The organism is Lysinibacillus sp. GbtcB16 (assembly GCF_019091145.1).
Lineage (GTDB): Bacteria > Bacillota > Bacilli > Bacillales_A > Planococcaceae > Lysinibacillus > Lysinibacillus fusiformis.
This window is the reverse complement of record NZ_JAGXJV010000010.1, coordinates 20,783-36,202: the sequence shown is the minus strand read 5'-3', so window position 1 is coordinate 36,202 and position 15,420 is coordinate 20,783. Positions and strand designations below refer to the sequence as shown.

Sequence of the window (15,420 nt, the reverse complement as noted above, 5' to 3'; positions counted from 1 at the left end):
TCAAAAATAATATATTAGATTTATACATTAAAACCATTTACCCTAAAGCTATTCAAGTGAGGAGAGTAGCTTATGAAAAAAATTTTACTGGTATCGTTCTTTGTACTCCTTAGTTTGGTGGGGCTTTACTATGCAAAAATTTCTTTGACCCTCATATGTATTGGTATTATAGCTGCCTTTATCGGTACACTTGCGGGAGGTGGAGGACTGATCACACTTCCTGCAATGATGCTGGTCGGCATTCCCATTCAGACTAGTATTGCGACAAATAAATTTTCAACTGGTATATCGGCTTTATCTAGCATTTTTTATTTACTGTACCATAAGGAGCTACACTTGAAAGCTATTTTAAAATACATCACTATTGCAGGTATTGGAGGGGTTGGTGGTGCACTTCTGGCTGTGTCACTATCTGAAAAAGCTATGAATTTTACAGCCTGTATCCTACTGATTTTTGCATTAGTCGTCACTTTAAAAAATAAGGCTTGGACTAACACTGTGAATCATACAGAGCATACAACGTCTTCCCTTTGGCAGCCCTTTTTTATCGCTATGTATGATGGTGGCTTTGGCCCTGGTTCTTCAACTTTTAGTATTTTATATTATTTGCGTTGCCAGCACACTTACATAAAAGCTGTACAACTCACTCGTGCACTGCTTTTTGGGAGTTGTACAGGAGCTTTTATTGTTTTTTATCAAACTGGTTTTATTCAATGGCACTATGCCATTGCCATGGCATTAGGCTCTATCCTAGGCTCTCAATTAGGCCTCCTAGTGCTGCCACATATTCCAATAAAAATAGCCAAACTACTCCTACCTGTCATTATTTCATTGTTGATTATTCAGATGCTATGGAAAATCATTTAATATTGCCACTCAAATGTTCATGAATTAACTTCCATTCACCATTCATCAACGTGAAAATATTTGTCGCTCTACCGCTACCTGATACAAATCTTCCATTATGATAGCCTTCATAGTGATATGTATAAAGACAGGTAGCTGTCTTTTCATCAACGGTTAGCCATGCTATATCAGTCGCTGAATAGACCTCTTTTTGAATTACATTCCATGCGTGATTGAAGTAAGCACCAATTTCCTCTGTAGTCGTACATGTTTTATCCGAAAACCAATATACAGCCTGTGGATGCAAAATAACCTTTACTTCATTAAAATCATGCGTATTTGTTGCTTGGATATAACGTTCTAATGCTTGTTTATGTGTCATATTCTCGCCTCCTTTTTAACAATATTATCCCATATCTACCTTCTTATAAAAAATGTATTTATGTGATGTTCTCCTTTGAACAGTTCATAAAGAACACCTATAATAAGGACAAAATCACATAAAAAACGGAGGATACTATGCTAGCTTCTATTGAAAAACAATCCAATCACCATGTTGCTACATTTAAACGCCCGCTCCCTCATGCGATAGAGGTTGTTTGGGCAGCAATTACTAATAATGACAAGCTGCAAAAGTGGATGAGTAATTTAGAAATCATCGATCTTCGTAACAATGGTAAGATGCATTTTAATATGAATGATGGAACAGATGCCTATGAAACAATAGGCATTACTGATTATGCAGAGAATGAAACTCTCGAATTTGATTGGGGTACGGATACTGTACGATTCGAACTTTCTTCTACTGACCAGGGCACATTACTACTATTAGTGGAGACACTTCAAGCTTTAACGGAGCATACGCCAAAGGATTTAGCAGGATGGCATATATGTCTGGACTTGCTGGCTGATCTGCTAGATGGTCAGGAACGGCTAACCTTCCCAATGGAGAGTTGGCAACAGCGATTCCACGATTACAAGGACCTTGTAGATTCCGTAAAGTAAACGACTAAAAAAATCCTAGAGTACAATTGACGTGCACCTCCAATTGTTAGATGCGTCTAATAATCGGGGTCACTTCACAATGACTCTAGGGTTTTTATTATTGGTAAAACGCTGTAGCTATTTCTATGGCCTTTAGAGGGTCCTTTATGGAATCGAGTGTATACACAAGCTTTTCATCCTGCCAAACGATTAAATTGCCTGTCTGATAAACGTCCAATTGAGCCATGCCATACTGCTTTGGAATAGGGAGCATATGACTTTCTAAATATTCTACTACCTGCTTTGCAAGTTTGACACCTGCATCTGGATTTTCTGTTCGGGTATGTGTAGCAATTGCCCAACGTCCTTCATTCCATCCAGTCCATAAGGAACCGGCTCCTGCATCTTGGTAACCTTTAATATTGTAACCAAGATCCACTTTTCGCCCACCATTTTGATTAAAATTATCAAACGCTATTTGAGTGCTAGCACCTTCTGCATTATTGTATTGCTTAACGAGCAATCGCCCTATGACGGTTGCTGATTTCTTTAATCGAATATCATTAATAGGTATATTCTCTTTACTTTCATAAAAGACAATTTCCACCTGATTCCCTTCAGTCCTTGTAGTAGCTGATAAAAAAGCACCCTCTGGAATAGGTAAAGTTGTTGGCATTTTTATGGTGAAATCAGCATGTATTTGATCCTTGATTTGTTGCAGGACCTCTGTTTGTTCCATTGCTGTTCCATTATTATGATGATTAGCTTGTTCTACAGGTATTTGGGTCTCACTTTCATATGCTTGTTGATTTTCTTCACGATTTGCACAGGCACCTATAAAGCAAATACTCAAAAAAAGGAGAAATAGCATTCTTTTCATTCGTGTGAACCTCCATCTATTAATTTCCTTCTCTCGGTATTTTTCCCTAGTAAAAACCAACTTAAACGTTTGCTATTTTAGCTCGTTAATTCGCTTCGTCAGCTCATTAAATTTTTCATCGAGCTTGGCGTAATCCTTATCCTTAGCTGTGAGAAAGCTTAGTTTCCCTAATATTTCTTGCCGCTCCGTTTCTAGTTTTAAACGAAGTGTCATTACATCCTCGTCCTGCTTAACCTCTTTTCTCCATTTTTTCTCTATCTGTTGACCATGAACCTCCCAAACACTATTCGTTACCTTATCCAGAAAGTAGCGATCGTGTGAGACGACAAGTAATGTTCCATTGTATTGGGCAAGCGTTTGCTCTAACTGCTCACGAGAAGGCAGGTCAAGATGATTCGTTGGCTCATCTAAAATAAGAACGTTCTTGTCTGCTACTATATATGCCATCAGTTTACATTTTACCCGCTCACCCATGCTCATCTCCCCAATCGAAGATGTCCAATGTGTAGAAGTAAAGCCTAGATTTTTCATGAGATTACGAACTTTCCCTCGCTCTTCAAACGTTTCTTGATAAAAATACTGCTCTGGTGTCTGATCAAGCGGTAGGTCAAAGACTTCCTGTGTTAAATAACCAATGTTAGCAGCCGGAGATACCCATACTTCGCCTTCAGCCTTTAATTGACCTAAAATGACTTTTAAAAAACTTGTTTTTCCACTACCATTTGTGCCCGTGACGGCAATTTTATCTCCAAATTGCGCAGTGACGTTCACATCCTTAAACAACAATCTGTCGTCGAATCGTAAGGAAACATTTTTGGTCTCTAAAAAACGTTTACCGACACGTTGATTGGTTCCTAAAGAAAAGCGTATTTCTGATTCAGGCTTCACAGCTTCGACCTTTGCCTTCTCAAGCTCAGCTTCTAATCGCTTTTTCTTAGATTTCACCTGGGAATCAAGACGCTTTGCTTTCACACGGTGATATTCCTTAAAACCTTCTAGCTTGGTAGACTGAGCATGGCCCTTTTGAGACCATGCTGTTAGTTCCTGCATCTGTGCCTCAATACGCTCAATATTTTTTTGCTGCTTGTCGTATGCACGTTGTTGTGTTAATCTTCGATGCTCTCTTTCAGCCATATAGTTTGAATAATTGCCGTTATGTTCAATAAGCTTCTTTTCCTCAATCGACCAGATTTTCGTCGCTACGCTATCTAAAAAGTAACGATCATGTGAGACAACAATAATCGTTCCCTTATAGTTTTGTACTTGTTTAATCAAAAATGTGGTACTCTGTTCGTCTAAATGATTGGTTGGTTCATCCAGCATTAGAATTTGAGCACCCTGCGAAAAACCTTCTGCCAGGCGCATTTTCAATTTTTCTCCACCACTTAATGCTTCAAATGGCAGATTGGGCACCTTCCATTTAGATAGCAAATTTGCCTCTCTAGCCGTTATTTCCATCCTAGTAAAATGAGCTAGTTCCTGCTCTACAATTGCCGTTTTTACTGTTTCTAGCCCTTTTATTTCTCCTGTAGTAGGCACCAGCATCCCTCGTATGAATTGAAGCAATGTGGATTTTCCAGCACCATTTCTACCAATAATGCCGATTACCTCACCTTGCTTTACGGTAGCGGTCACATGCTCAAATAGGAATGTATCCTTTATTTCAAAACTAATATTCTGTAATTTTAAAAGCTCCTTCATACTATCCATCCTCTCCAGTTGGAGGATTAAAAAAATCCCTCCAAGTATTTTGGAAGGATTAGTCACCGCTACATATACACAAATTAACTGTTGAAACAGCTATATTTGTTACTCCATTACTTATTTTAGACATCGTAAAATAAGCTTCTGGAATAGCGTTATATTGGCCTATTAAGACCAATACAAGCGTTAATTATGGAAAATGGGCAGACTAATCCTATTTTTATTGTTGGTGAAATTTAAATTAAATTTCATCTGTAAAAAATAAGATTAGTTATTCATTAGCCACCCATCGTCCCTTCATCTTTTATTACCGTCATTGTAACACCATTTTTTTGAAAATGAAACTTTCTTTGCGCGACATTATCTGAAACATTCAAATGAACGAATTTGATTTCTCGTTATCGTACGGAAATACCAGCCATACCGACTACTCCAACGAAAGCCAGCAATGAATTCTCTTCCTATAACAGTTGGGAAAAACCAAAAGCTCCTACCAGTATTCAACCAAATAAAGGTGTTTCTAAATAGGCAGGATCGAATACCACTTGATCCTTCTCGCCGTGCAGGCACTGGTGGCGAAAAGCCTGGTGGTGCACTCATTGGCATTTGTCCTGCCGGAGGTGGACCAAAATTAGGTGGACCAAATGGCGGTGTTTCAAAATTATCATCGCCACCCCAGCCAGGTCTTCTAAAATTATCTTCTCTAAATGGATTATTGTACACACAAGCCCTCCTTTTACATAATTCAATATATGTAATCGGGCATTTAACCGTTGAGCCATTGCCTACCTAGGTGAAGATAATAGCAGCGTATTTTCCCTCATGCTATAACCTCTGGCAGCACATCTTAGTAAAGTCTAGGTATGCTTCTCATCGTAAGAGTATGGCTCTGATTATGTACAAAACAATGGTGGAATGACCGCAAACTATTGAGATAAATATGACTGCATAATTCCCCAATCCTCTACTTTTTCGTCAAAGGATTTAATATTTTTCCCTGGTATTGGACTCGTTGACGGCATTTTTTTATAAGCTCGTCCAGCTAAAAGCTCTAATCCAATATGCTTGTTAAAAACATCGAATGCCTTCGCCCCATTAAAGAGTACTAACTCGATGTTCGGGTAGCTTTGAAAAAGAGTTTGAAAATCATTTGGCTTTTCATTACGAATCGCCGCATCTAGGCTCCCTTTTCTCTCACAGGCTTCAATTGTGTCCCAAAGTCCGATTGCATGCTTTCTTAATAAAGCCATTCTCTCACCATAATCGTCAGGAACTTCAATATGCAATAGCTCACCAATGATGGGCCAAAAGTGATTGCGTGGATTACCGTAGTACTGCTGTTTTTCTAATGACTGTTTTCCTGGCATGGAGCCAACAATTAGCACCTTTGTGGATGAATCTACAACGGGTAATAATACATTTTTTACTTCACTAGACACAACAATCACTCTCCTTTTCTCTATTGTAGCGGAAAATCAGATCCGGCAAGTATATCTTGGCTTGGTACTAATAAAGGAAGCTGGGATGAATGATTCCTCACATACGACCGAACAATTTCATAGCCTATACAATAGCCTATCCACGGTGGAAGCTCTCCACCATATAAAAATGGCCGATGCTTTTCCAATCCCAGAAGCTGTAGGTTTGGCAAAAACTGAGATTTCCATAGTTTTATAACCTTCTCGATCGTATAGTCAGTTAACCACGGTGCTAGCCATTGATCTCCGTAAAGTTCTTTCACTGCACATTCTGCTAACCCCTCTAATATAAGAGAATCCAATAAAGTCATTTTGGCTAAAGACTTTTTAAGATAGTGTAAACGGCAAACATGGTTATATTCATGGGCGAGTAATGCTTGAAGCTCCTGTTTTTCTACTTCTCCCACAAATAAAAAAAGCGAATGAGGATACGCCACACCATTTTTGTTAGTGATAGTTTGTTGTCGGGTAATTGGAAATATATATATAGGTATAGTTGGACCATCCCACTTCTTCTGTAAGTACATAAACTCCTGCTCCACACAGCCCCACACATTCATCTGTTTCAGTCTCTCTAAATGAGTCTCTTCCTCTGGTAAAAAAAGACCCTGCTGCTGTAATTCGAAGTGTATTTCCTCTGGATATCCCTCTTTAAATAGTTTAACCAAACGATCACATAGAATCGAACACTGCAGGCTATATAGCTCATCACTGCTCTTAGATTTTCTGGCTAATTCATACTCCTCAAGCCACTTATCTGTAGACTCAACTGCCACGTCATCACCTCTTGATAGTATATGTGATGAATAGACAATCGGCTAAAGATAAATGCATTAATTAGCATATATTAGCTTGTAATGAAGTAGAAAGGAGGGATATTTGTGAATCCAACTGATGCTTACAATATTTGTTGTAAATATCACGGTAAACGAGTTCGAATTTCGGATACATCTGGTAGAGTACATGTTGGGGAAATCACGAGGGTAGACAGAAGACAGGTATGGATTCTACCTGATAGAAGATATGGTGGTTACGGTCTAGGCTTTTGGGGATATGGTGGAGGAGGATTTGGCGTTGGCATTGCACTAGGAACTGTTCTAGGTATTGCACTAGCTCCAATTATTTTCTTCTAGGTTATATGGATGTGAAAAACGAGCCATTTCAAACATTGTTGAGATGGCTCATTTTTCATTATTGAACTTGCTCTTGCTGCTGTTTACTTTCAATCAACTCGGATATTGTTACAAATGTGTAGCCCTGCTTTTTTAATGCTGGTATTATCTCCTCTAATGCTTGAATGGTTTGTGTACGATTTCCACCACCATCATGAAATAATATGACATCGCCAGGCTTTGTGCCCTTCATAACCTTTTGTACAATCTTCTTTACACCGGGCTCTTTCCAATCTTGAGTATCCTGATGCCAAGACCACATCACGACCTTGTAGCCATCCTTAACAGCGGCATTTATCATAGCATCTGTGTAATTTCCACCAACAGGACGGAATAAAACAGGGGAAAAACCAGTAATACCATAAATCGTGTCATTCGTCTGTCGAAGCTCTTCTTGCAATTTATTGATGGAAACTTTAAACGGATGTGTATACGTATGATTCGCTAATTCATGCCCTTCTGTATAAGAACGTAAAACAAGCTCTGGATATTTTTCAGCATTTTTTCCAATAATAAAAAAGGTCGCTTTGGCATCATATTTGGCTAATAAATCAAGCACCGCCGCTGTGTATTTGGGATGTGGGCCATCGTCAAAGGTAAGTGCCACTATTTTATCCTCCGTGTTAATATCCCACACAACTTTTCCAGTCTCCTCATAATACGGACGTCCTTTATTAGCATGAGCTTTGAACCCTACAAAAAATCCCGAGATGATTAAAACGAAAACCGTTAAAACCCATACATATTTACGTGTCATAGCATCACCTCCCAAGTCCACATTCACAGAACTCCGTCAACTTACTATTTGCGAATTACCGTTAATTATACTTGTGAGAGACGTCTGTTTTCCTGTTTTAATTATTTCAAAAAAACTTATAATATTGAACGAATTGTGAAACATCACTCATATTCCTTTATTTTTTTCTTTATTCATGTAAAATGAAATCATTATTGATATATAACAATATATAAATTTAATAAATGTTATGTAACAGATAAAAGGAGATACTATAAATGTGGATAATTACCGTATTTGAAGAAAACACGTATCGGATGTTTGAATATACTTCTAAAAGTGAAGCAACCATTGCATTGAGTAAATGTAAACAAACCGCTTTATTGTCTTATACAAAGTAAATGCTAAAAGGAATCTATTCGCCTAGAGTAGATTCCTTTTTATTATTTTGATATTAGACTTTTTTCTTTATTACCAAGAGTTTTTTTATTAGAAATGTCGAACACCTTGATAGTTATCGCCATATGTATATAGAGAAAAGGAGTGATTTCAATGGTGACAATTGAACCTATCATGATTAAGGGACATTTTTTCACTGCAGTAGTTGTTCAATTACCTAAAACAACACTACTGACTATTTCTAATAATACTGGCTACATTATGTGCGGCGCATTAGATGTAGGTCTGTTAAATAGTCGCTTAGTTGATCGAAAAATTATTGCTGGTCGGGCAGTTGGTGTGAAAACGATTGATGAGTTATTAACGGCTCCGTTAGAATCCGTGACTTATGAAGCCGAACAACTTGGCATTACAGAAGGAATGAGTGGCGTCGAGGCACTTTTAAAAATGATTTAATATATAAAAAAGCGTCAGTTTTAGAACGAATGACTAGACGCTTTTCCTTTTTTTGAACCCCTACACTGGTTGAATAAGCAAACTCTCTCTTCCCCATACTGTGGGACAAAGGGAGCGTGTTGTCATGAATAATAATAAGCATTTTAAAATACATGTAACTTTCCTTGCGATTGCTTTAATCGTTTTTATCTGGTCTGTTATTAAACCATCTTCCTACTTAGATTGGCTCGCTGAAGTTAGCCCAGGAATTATTGCGATAATTATTGTAGTTTGTATTTATCCTAAATTCCGATTCACAACCATTTCTTACTTGATCATTACCCTATTATCAATTCTAACTTTCATAGGTGGACATTATACGTATTCAGAGGTGCCACTATTTAATTGGATAAAAGAAGAATTTGATTTGCATCGTAATAATTACGATCGCTTCGGTCATTTTTTAAAAGGCTTAATGACCATTGTTATAAGAGAAATTTTAATTCGAAAAACCCCCCTTACAAAAGGGGCTTGGCTAACAGGTATCTCCATTAGTATTTTGCTTGCGATTGCTGCATTGTATGAAATCATTGAATGGTTAAGCACAAGAATCTCGAAGGGCAGTAAAGGGGCCAAAGACTTTTTAGGGATGCAGGGAGATCGTTGGGACGCTCAATGGGACATGTCTTTAGCCTTGCTAGGTTCCATTATTACCTTGCTTTTATTGACAAAGCTCCATGATAAATATTTAAAGAGATTAAACAAATAAAATCTTTTTTGCATAGTATAAGGAATAAAAATCTTATGAAAGGTGGTATTGTATGTACTATGCACAGCTCCCTCATCAGGCATCCATTCCCCCACGTGTTATAACTGTAACGGGCACTGGGCAGGTAAAGGCGAAGCCAAGCGCCATGCAACTACAAATAGAAGTTCAAACACAAGGCCAAAATGTACAAGAGCCACAGCAGAAGAATGCGGCTACTATGAAGCAAGTCATTCAATCCATTACAGCCCTTGGAATTCCAAGCGAACAAATTCAAACAGCTGCCTATACAATTACCCCACTTTATCATTTTGAAGACGGCCAACAAATTTTCACTGGTTATGAAGTAACGAATGCCATTACCGTCAATGTATCAGATCCTGAACGTGTTGGCTTTATCATTGATACAGCTGTAGAAAACGGGGCAAATCGTATCAGCAACATTCAATTCAAAGTTGACCGTGCAGATGCTTACTATCAGCAAGCATTGAGTTTGGCTTTGCATAATGCTCAAGCAAAGGCAAAAACCATTGCAGAAACTATGCATTTACCTTTGCAGCTCCTCCCCACTGAAATTGTCGAAGAACAAGTTAATACGCCTATTCTTTATCGCTCAATGGCCGTTTCCTCCGATATGACACCTATAGCACAAGGGCAAATCGACATAAATGCCTCTGTCCGCGTGAACTTTCAATATTGATTGATGACCTTAAGCCTTCAGCGAAACAACAGCGGAAGGCTTTCCTACTGTGAATTCCATACCCATTCCATTACAACTTTTCAATAATAAAAGGCTATATTTCTTTATTTATTTCTACCCTCTTCATGCCGAAATAATTTGTTCCTATAACACCCATAACAATCATTACTCCCCCGATTAAATGGTACGTCTGGAAGGATTCGTGTAAAAATAAAACACCTGCAAATATAGTAATAAGCGTAGCCAAATTACTAAAAACACTCATTTTAGAGGCCTCTAATATAGATAGAGCATAATTTGATAAATAAGACGTGCCGAGCGAAGATAACAGGCCTAAATATAAAATGGCGATAATAAAATCAACATGTAGAAATGGCTTAAAAAATTCATGGATATTGCCTTTCATCATATGATCTCCAATAGCTATCCCATTAAAAATGACAAATCCACATAATGTCATGACATATGTTAATGTCAGTAAAGAATATTGCTTTGTAAGCCTTCTTGCAAAGACATTATAAATCGATGCCGCAATTGCTGAAAGTAAAACAAACCCACTGCCAATAACATTCCCAGTAGTAGCATTTGCCCCGTTCATCATTAGCATATACATCACACCAAGTACAGAAAACGCAATGGATACAAGCTGTCCACTTGTAGCTTTTTCCTTTAACAATAAACCTGCTAGTGCTAATGTAAAAATAGGAATCGTTGCTTGAATAATTCCCGCTTCTGAAGAGGAAATTCTAGCAAGTCCAAGCACTTGAAACGTGAAAAAAACTATGGGATACAAAATGGCTAAAGGTAAAATTTTTAATAAATCATGTTTTTTTATTGTTAGCTTATTTTTCGTAAATACTAGTACAATAACAATGCTGATGAAAGCAACTGAAAAACGATGAGCTAATGTATCCATAGGGCTTGACACTGTTAATGTAACTTTCACAAATAGGAATGAAAGCCCAATGATCAATGCATACGAAATCGCTGCTATATAGGCTTTTCTTTTTTTGGACATACGACAATGCTCCTTCTCCATCAAATCCGGCCGGTATGGTTATCGTATAAAAAAGTGCACCATTTGACGATATGAAAAAAACACATCTGTACCGATACAGATGCGTTGGAGGTTATATATGCTTAAATATGAATGGATTTATTCACAGCTTATGACTCAAATACAGGCAGGCACTCTTCCATCAGGGGCAAAGCTACCTTCAATCCGCCAGTTATCACAGCAATACTCCTGCAGTAAAAGTACTATTTTAACTTCTTTGAAAAAGCTTGAGGAGCAGCATCTTATCTATGCATTACCGAAAAGCGGTTACTATGTTGTTGACCATCAAGTGCCCTTTCAGCCACAGGTTCAAGACCATATAGATTTTGCTACCTCCTCACCTAGCTGGCATGCTTTCCCGTACCAAGATTTTCAACATTGCATCAACAAGGCAATCGATACATACCAAGCAGACCTATTTAGATACGGGACACCGAAAGGCTTACCATCTCTCATAAAAGAAGCCAAAAAACTATTAACAAATTATCAAGTGTTCACAAAAGAGGAAAATATATTTATCACTTCTGGTGTCCAACAATCCCTGTCTTTGCTAAGTATTATGCCATTCCCAAATGGTCGTTCAACCATTTTAGTGGAGCAGCCTAGTTATCATTTGTATATGGATTACTTGAAAACCTATGGAATCCCCGCTATCGGCATTAAAAGAACAACAGATGGCATTGATCTAGATGAATTAGAGCGCATTTTTAGTCATCACGACATTAAGTTTTTTTACACGATGCCTCGCTTGCACAATCCTTTAGGGACTTCATACAGCAAGCAGGAAAAAGATATGATCCGTAAACTTGCCTATCAATACCATGTATACATTGTTGAAGATGATTATTTAGCGGATTTCGAGCAAAATTCGAAAATAGATCCCATTGTTACAGATGATACACAGCAGCATGTCATCTATTTAAAAAGTTTTTCTAAAATCATGTTTCCTGGCTTACGTATTGGGCTAGCCGTTTTACCAGACATCTTCATCCAGACATTTCAACAATATAAAAATACCACTGATATTGATAGCTCGATGATTTCCCAGGCAGCTTTAGAGCTATACCTAAAAAGTGGCATGTTTGAACGTTATCAAAAGAAGGTCAGCGAGTCTTATGCCATACGAGCTAACATACTTCAACAATCGGTAACAACCCATTTGGCAAAGTATAGGGCTTCTAAGGAAATCTGTATGCATAGCCACATTATTTTACCAAGACAGGTTAATACCGATAAACTGATCCAGCATTTGAAACAAAGACATATACTTTTAGATTCGATTCACCGCAATTATTTAGAGGAATTTTATCATGAACGAATATTGAAATTAAATGTATCTAATGTGGAAGAGTCAAAAATTGATCTGGGTATAAAGGAAATTTCCTTATCTCTTAGCGATCCTAACAATTACTTTTATTAAAAGTCATTCATGAAACCTTCTTGTTCTTCATATATTTAGACATCATAAATTGGTTCAATAAGGAGGATTCAATGCACTCTGAGAAATTGCGACTAAGGAAAATTCAGCGTCTTGCATATGAAATTATGGATGAGATGCACAAAGAAAAAGACCGCAACGAAATGCATAAATTAATCCCGATCATTGATAACTTGTCGCGGGCAATTGGAGATTTAACAGATTCGGTGGGTAAGTACTCATTGGATTATGTAGAGGAAAAAGTAAAAACTGCACATGAACTTTTATTTAATAAAGAAAAGGTCGATGCTTATTAATAAAGACAGGGAAAAAGGGTAACCATATAAGTGGCTACCCTTTTTTTCATTAATGCGTTTCAGGTTCGAATGTTTTACAGTCAGTTTCCTCACTGTTGGAAGCATGTTGTCCCTTCTGGCTGACAACATAAATTTTTTCTGCTGTGCATTTGTTTCCAGAATCCCAAAATGTGCAGTTATTGACTTCACAAAGAATTTCTTGTGCCATCGTTTCACACCTCCTCTATGTTAGCTTTAACAAATTAGAGGTAAACAATACGTTGTTCAACAAAGTCAATTCTCGGTCCACACGCGAGTGTAGCGTATCCAAATCACTCCATGCTAAAGTCTAAATTTGCTGGTTGTTTTGGTAATCGTTCCTGCGTAAGCATATTGGTTGTGGGTACATTATCGTAGACTTCTTCAAAACGGAAGCCATCTGCCCACACTTTCCCTGAGCCAATTAACAACACACCAAAATAAATGGAATCTCCTTCCTCAGGTACATCTAGAACAATAGAATAATGATTCCATTCAGTAGTTCCTGTCACAGAGCGCTGATCCATATTATCAAATTGAATGGTATCACCCGTAGCGTTGTCTATGCGCATCCACGCTCCACATTTTGTAGCTTCAGCCGTTTTTAAGTAACATGACATTCTGAGCCGCTTACCTTTATAGTCGGCTGCCTGAAAACCCTGCATCATCGTAGCAAATTGCCCATTATTGACTGCTGCATGGGTGGAAAATAATACACCAGAGCGCTTTCCTGAATGAAATACCTTATCATCCGTATGAAATTGATATAATTCTGGATTTCCGCCACTTAGCACCCAGCCCTTAACCTGTTCATTTAATTCCATCAACTTTTCCTCCTCCAACATAGCTAGTGATTGCATCAATCTTCGGTACTTTCCTGGTGGCAAAGCATACACCTCTTTAAAAGCTCTTGTAAAAGCCTCTTGAGATTGAAACTGAAATTTAAAGGCAATCGTTATTATCGATGCATTGGAGTATATTAAACAACTGGCAGCCATAGCTAATCGGCGCATCCGAATATATGCACCTATCGTCAGCCCTGTTTCTTGTTTAAAGATTCGACTTAAATGGAACTTCGAATAGCCGGTAATATTCGGCATACACTCAAGTACTATTTCTTCCATCAATTGCTCCTCGATATAAGTAATAATTCTTTGTGTTGCCTGACTATACTCCATATTGCTCACCTCACTTTTATCATAATGGCAAAGAAAAGAGATTTTTTGATGGAGATTGCTATATTTGACTAATCCGTTACTTTTGTTGGTGTTGCTTCCTGTACAATTATCAGACCGTCATATGCATCTGCAGGTGTCATTTTAATGGTATAAAGCATTTTTGTAAGCTTATACCAAGGACGAAAATCATCGCCTATATTGCCCATTCTTTGCTCCTTTGTAAGAATATTGGATAGCTCTTCTGATTGACTAGCCTTTTCAAAATCCACATACAAGATGTTGTCATTGATATCACTAAAAGCATCCACTAGAGCGTTATGATGTTCAATCGTATACTCCTTACGTTCTCCAGACCCATTTGGTGCTTGGAATGTATTTTTCACAAAATCCGTACCAATAGCAAAGTACTGATTTTTATAATGCTCATTTAAATATTGTCCCATCGACTTATAACCAGCCATTGTAGCAGACGTTTTATCTATATGGCCATTATGTCCAGACATCAATACTTTATCATGGCCCTTCGTCGCTTCGAAATCAACAATCCATTGTAAATTTTGAGCTAAGTATTTATCACGTAAATTCATGTAATTACCATCGTTTAAAAACAATTGCGTACGTTGCTTTAAAATTTGTGCATATTGCGCCGCAAAAGAGAAGGCATCCTTTGATGACTTTTTCTCATAGACTTCTTTGTTTGATTGTAAATCTTTGATGATGGCATCGATTGTTTTATCAAGCTCTACTAACTGGCTATTCGATAAATCTCTCATTGTTTTATTGGACACATGTTCTAACTGAGCCGAATATTGCTTAGCCGTTTCAGCATCGACATCCGCATAATAATCAAGTAAACCCTTTTTGCTATCATCATAGCGTTGCATATCATTACCATAAAAATAAATTTTATCTTCCTCCTTGGCTGTTAAGTTATAATCATGCATCCATTGCACAAAGTCCACCATTTGTTCAGTTTGATAAATGCCGTAATCTAGTGCTTTAATAGCATCTTGCGCCGTGCCAACACTATTGACAATAAATTGATTTATTTCTTGGGCACCCCCGAAATCCCCCTCTAAAACAAAGACGCGAACATTTTCATTCTTCATCATTGCTTCAAATAGATCCTTTTTTAAGGCTTGGAATTCCACATTTCCATGTGTTGCCTCTCCAAAGCCAATAATTTTTACATCATCAGGTATAGTAATATCTTTTATTTCACTACTATATTGTGAGGCATCTTTGACAGCCGCCCCCTGTCCACAGCCAGCTAAAACTGCTAGTAGTATACATGTAGTTAATATTCTCAAACTTCGTTTCATTTTCATGTCAA

20 protein-coding genes are annotated in these 15,420 nt (G+C 37.7%); 9 read left to right on the top strand and 11 right to left on the bottom strand.

Annotated features, from left to right (window positions below; genetic code table 11):
- Positions 1-72 precede the first annotated feature (72 nt).
- Positions 73-867 (top strand): sulfite exporter TauE/SafE family protein, encoded by a 795-nt coding sequence (locus tag KVT27_RS20715; RefSeq protein WP_217581864.1) that lies wholly within the window; start codon positions 73-75, stop codon positions 865-867.
- Here the strand turns inward: KVT27_RS20715 and KVT27_RS20710 are convergent.
- Complete coding sequence (locus tag KVT27_RS20710) at positions 860-1,228, bottom strand: YybH family protein (protein WP_036121346.1); 369 nt, start codon at positions 1,226-1,228, stop codon at positions 860-862. The two genes, KVT27_RS20715 and KVT27_RS20710, sit on opposite strands and share 8 nt — an antisense overlap.
- Positions 1,229-1,365: 137 nt before the next feature.
- Here KVT27_RS20710 and KVT27_RS20705 point away from each other — a divergent pair, with 137 nt between their 5' ends.
- Positions 1,366-1,851: an SRPBCC family protein gene (locus KVT27_RS20705; RefSeq protein ID WP_217581863.1), complete on the top strand. Its 486-nt coding sequence runs from the start codon at positions 1,366-1,368 to the stop codon at positions 1,849-1,851.
- Positions 1,852-1,948: 97 nt separating this feature from the next.
- Here KVT27_RS20705 and KVT27_RS20700 read toward each other — a convergent pair whose 3' ends face one another.
- The 5 genes from KVT27_RS20700 to KVT27_RS20680 all read right to left on the bottom strand — a co-directional run bounded on the left by KVT27_RS20700 (position 1,949) and on the right by KVT27_RS20680 (position 6,668).
- Positions 1,949-2,710 (bottom strand): hypothetical protein, encoded by a 762-nt coding sequence (locus KVT27_RS20700; protein ID WP_217581862.1) that lies wholly within the window; start codon positions 2,708-2,710, stop codon positions 1,949-1,951.
- Between the two features lie 72 nt (positions 2,711-2,782).
- Positions 2,783-4,411: a ribosomal protection-like ABC-F family protein gene (gene abc-f / locus KVT27_RS20695; RefSeq protein WP_217581861.1), complete on the bottom strand. Its 1,629-nt coding sequence runs from the start codon at positions 4,409-4,411 to the stop codon at positions 2,783-2,785.
- 363 nt (positions 4,412-4,774) lie between these two features.
- Positions 4,775-5,137 (bottom strand): hypothetical protein, encoded by a 363-nt coding sequence (locus tag KVT27_RS20690; protein ID WP_036121356.1) that lies wholly within the window; start codon positions 5,135-5,137, stop codon positions 4,775-4,777.
- 203 nt (positions 5,138-5,340) lie between these two features.
- Positions 5,341-5,853, bottom strand: a complete 513-nt coding sequence (locus KVT27_RS20685; RefSeq protein WP_036121358.1) for a DNA-deoxyinosine glycosylase — start codon at positions 5,851-5,853, stop codon at positions 5,341-5,343.
- 20 nt (positions 5,854-5,873) lie between these two features.
- Positions 5,874-6,668 (bottom strand): DUF2268 domain-containing putative Zn-dependent protease, encoded by a 795-nt coding sequence (locus KVT27_RS20680; protein WP_217581860.1) that lies wholly within the window; start codon positions 6,666-6,668, stop codon positions 5,874-5,876.
- Positions 6,669-6,773: 105 nt separating this feature from the next.
- Here KVT27_RS20680 and KVT27_RS20675 point away from each other — a divergent pair, with 105 nt between their 5' ends.
- A complete protein-coding gene (locus tag KVT27_RS20675; protein WP_036121362.1) occupies positions 6,774-7,025 on the top strand; it encodes a hypothetical protein in 252 nt (83 codons plus the stop codon).
- Positions 7,026-7,083: 58 nt separating this feature from the next.
- Here KVT27_RS20675 and KVT27_RS20670 read toward each other — a convergent pair whose 3' ends face one another.
- Positions 7,084-7,821 carry a polysaccharide deacetylase family protein gene (locus KVT27_RS20670; RefSeq protein WP_036121364.1) on the bottom strand — a complete coding sequence of 246 codons (738 nt, stop codon included), beginning with the start codon at positions 7,819-7,821 and terminating at the stop codon, positions 7,084-7,086.
- A gap of 257 nt (positions 7,822-8,078) precedes the next feature.
- On the opposite strand from KVT27_RS20670, the gene KVT27_RS27140 reads away from it, so the two are divergent.
- The 4 genes from KVT27_RS27140 (at position 8,079) to KVT27_RS20655 (ending at position 10,100) form a co-directional block, all read left to right on the top strand.
- Positions 8,079-8,201: a hypothetical protein gene (locus KVT27_RS27140; protein ID WP_255350090.1), complete on the top strand. Its 123-nt coding sequence runs from the start codon at positions 8,079-8,081 to the stop codon at positions 8,199-8,201.
- A gap of 151 nt (positions 8,202-8,352) precedes the next feature.
- Positions 8,353-8,655 carry a YunC family protein gene (locus KVT27_RS20665; protein WP_008175342.1) on the top strand — a complete coding sequence of 101 codons (303 nt, stop codon included), beginning with the start codon at positions 8,353-8,355 and terminating at the stop codon, positions 8,653-8,655.
- 124 nt (positions 8,656-8,779) lie between these two features.
- Positions 8,780-9,403 (top strand): DUF2238 domain-containing protein, encoded by a 624-nt coding sequence (locus tag KVT27_RS20660; RefSeq protein ID WP_036121366.1) that lies wholly within the window; start codon positions 8,780-8,782, stop codon positions 9,401-9,403.
- A 52-nt stretch (positions 9,404-9,455) separates the two neighbouring features.
- A complete protein-coding gene (locus tag KVT27_RS20655; RefSeq protein ID WP_217581859.1) occupies positions 9,456-10,100 on the top strand; it encodes an SIMPL domain-containing protein in 645 nt (214 codons plus the stop codon).
- Between the two features lie 94 nt (positions 10,101-10,194).
- On the opposite strand, the gene KVT27_RS20650 is transcribed toward KVT27_RS20655, so the two are convergent.
- A complete protein-coding gene (locus tag KVT27_RS20650; protein ID WP_217581858.1) occupies positions 10,195-11,118 on the bottom strand; it encodes a DMT family transporter in 924 nt (307 codons plus the stop codon).
- Between the two features lie 118 nt (positions 11,119-11,236).
- On the opposite strand from KVT27_RS20650, the gene KVT27_RS20645 reads away from it, so the two are divergent.
- Together KVT27_RS20645 and KVT27_RS20640 are read left to right on the top strand one after the other, a co-directional pair.
- Positions 11,237-12,577: an aminotransferase-like domain-containing protein gene (locus KVT27_RS20645; protein WP_217581857.1), complete on the top strand. Its 1,341-nt coding sequence runs from the start codon at positions 11,237-11,239 to the stop codon at positions 12,575-12,577.
- A 71-nt stretch (positions 12,578-12,648) separates the two neighbouring features.
- Positions 12,649-12,891 carry a hypothetical protein gene (locus tag KVT27_RS20640; RefSeq protein WP_036148022.1) on the top strand — a complete coding sequence of 81 codons (243 nt, stop codon included), beginning with the start codon at positions 12,649-12,651 and terminating at the stop codon, positions 12,889-12,891.
- A gap of 49 nt (positions 12,892-12,940) precedes the next feature.
- Here KVT27_RS20640 and KVT27_RS20635 read toward each other — a convergent pair whose 3' ends face one another.
- The 3 genes from KVT27_RS20635 to KVT27_RS20625 form a co-directional block, all read right to left on the bottom strand.
- A complete protein-coding gene (locus KVT27_RS20635) occupies positions 12,941-13,099 on the bottom strand; it encodes a DUF1540 domain-containing protein (protein ID WP_004231699.1) in 159 nt (52 codons plus the stop codon).
- Positions 13,100-13,202: 103 nt separating this feature from the next.
- On the bottom strand, positions 13,203-14,087 hold the full coding sequence (locus KVT27_RS20630; RefSeq protein ID WP_217581856.1) for a helix-turn-helix domain-containing protein: 885 nt from the start codon (positions 14,085-14,087) through the stop codon (positions 13,203-13,205).
- 68 nt (positions 14,088-14,155) lie between these two features.
- Positions 14,156-15,415 (bottom strand): erythromycin esterase family protein, encoded by a 1,260-nt coding sequence (locus tag KVT27_RS20625; RefSeq protein WP_217581855.1) that lies wholly within the window; start codon positions 15,413-15,415, stop codon positions 14,156-14,158.
- Positions 15,416-15,420: the final 5 nt, after the last annotated feature.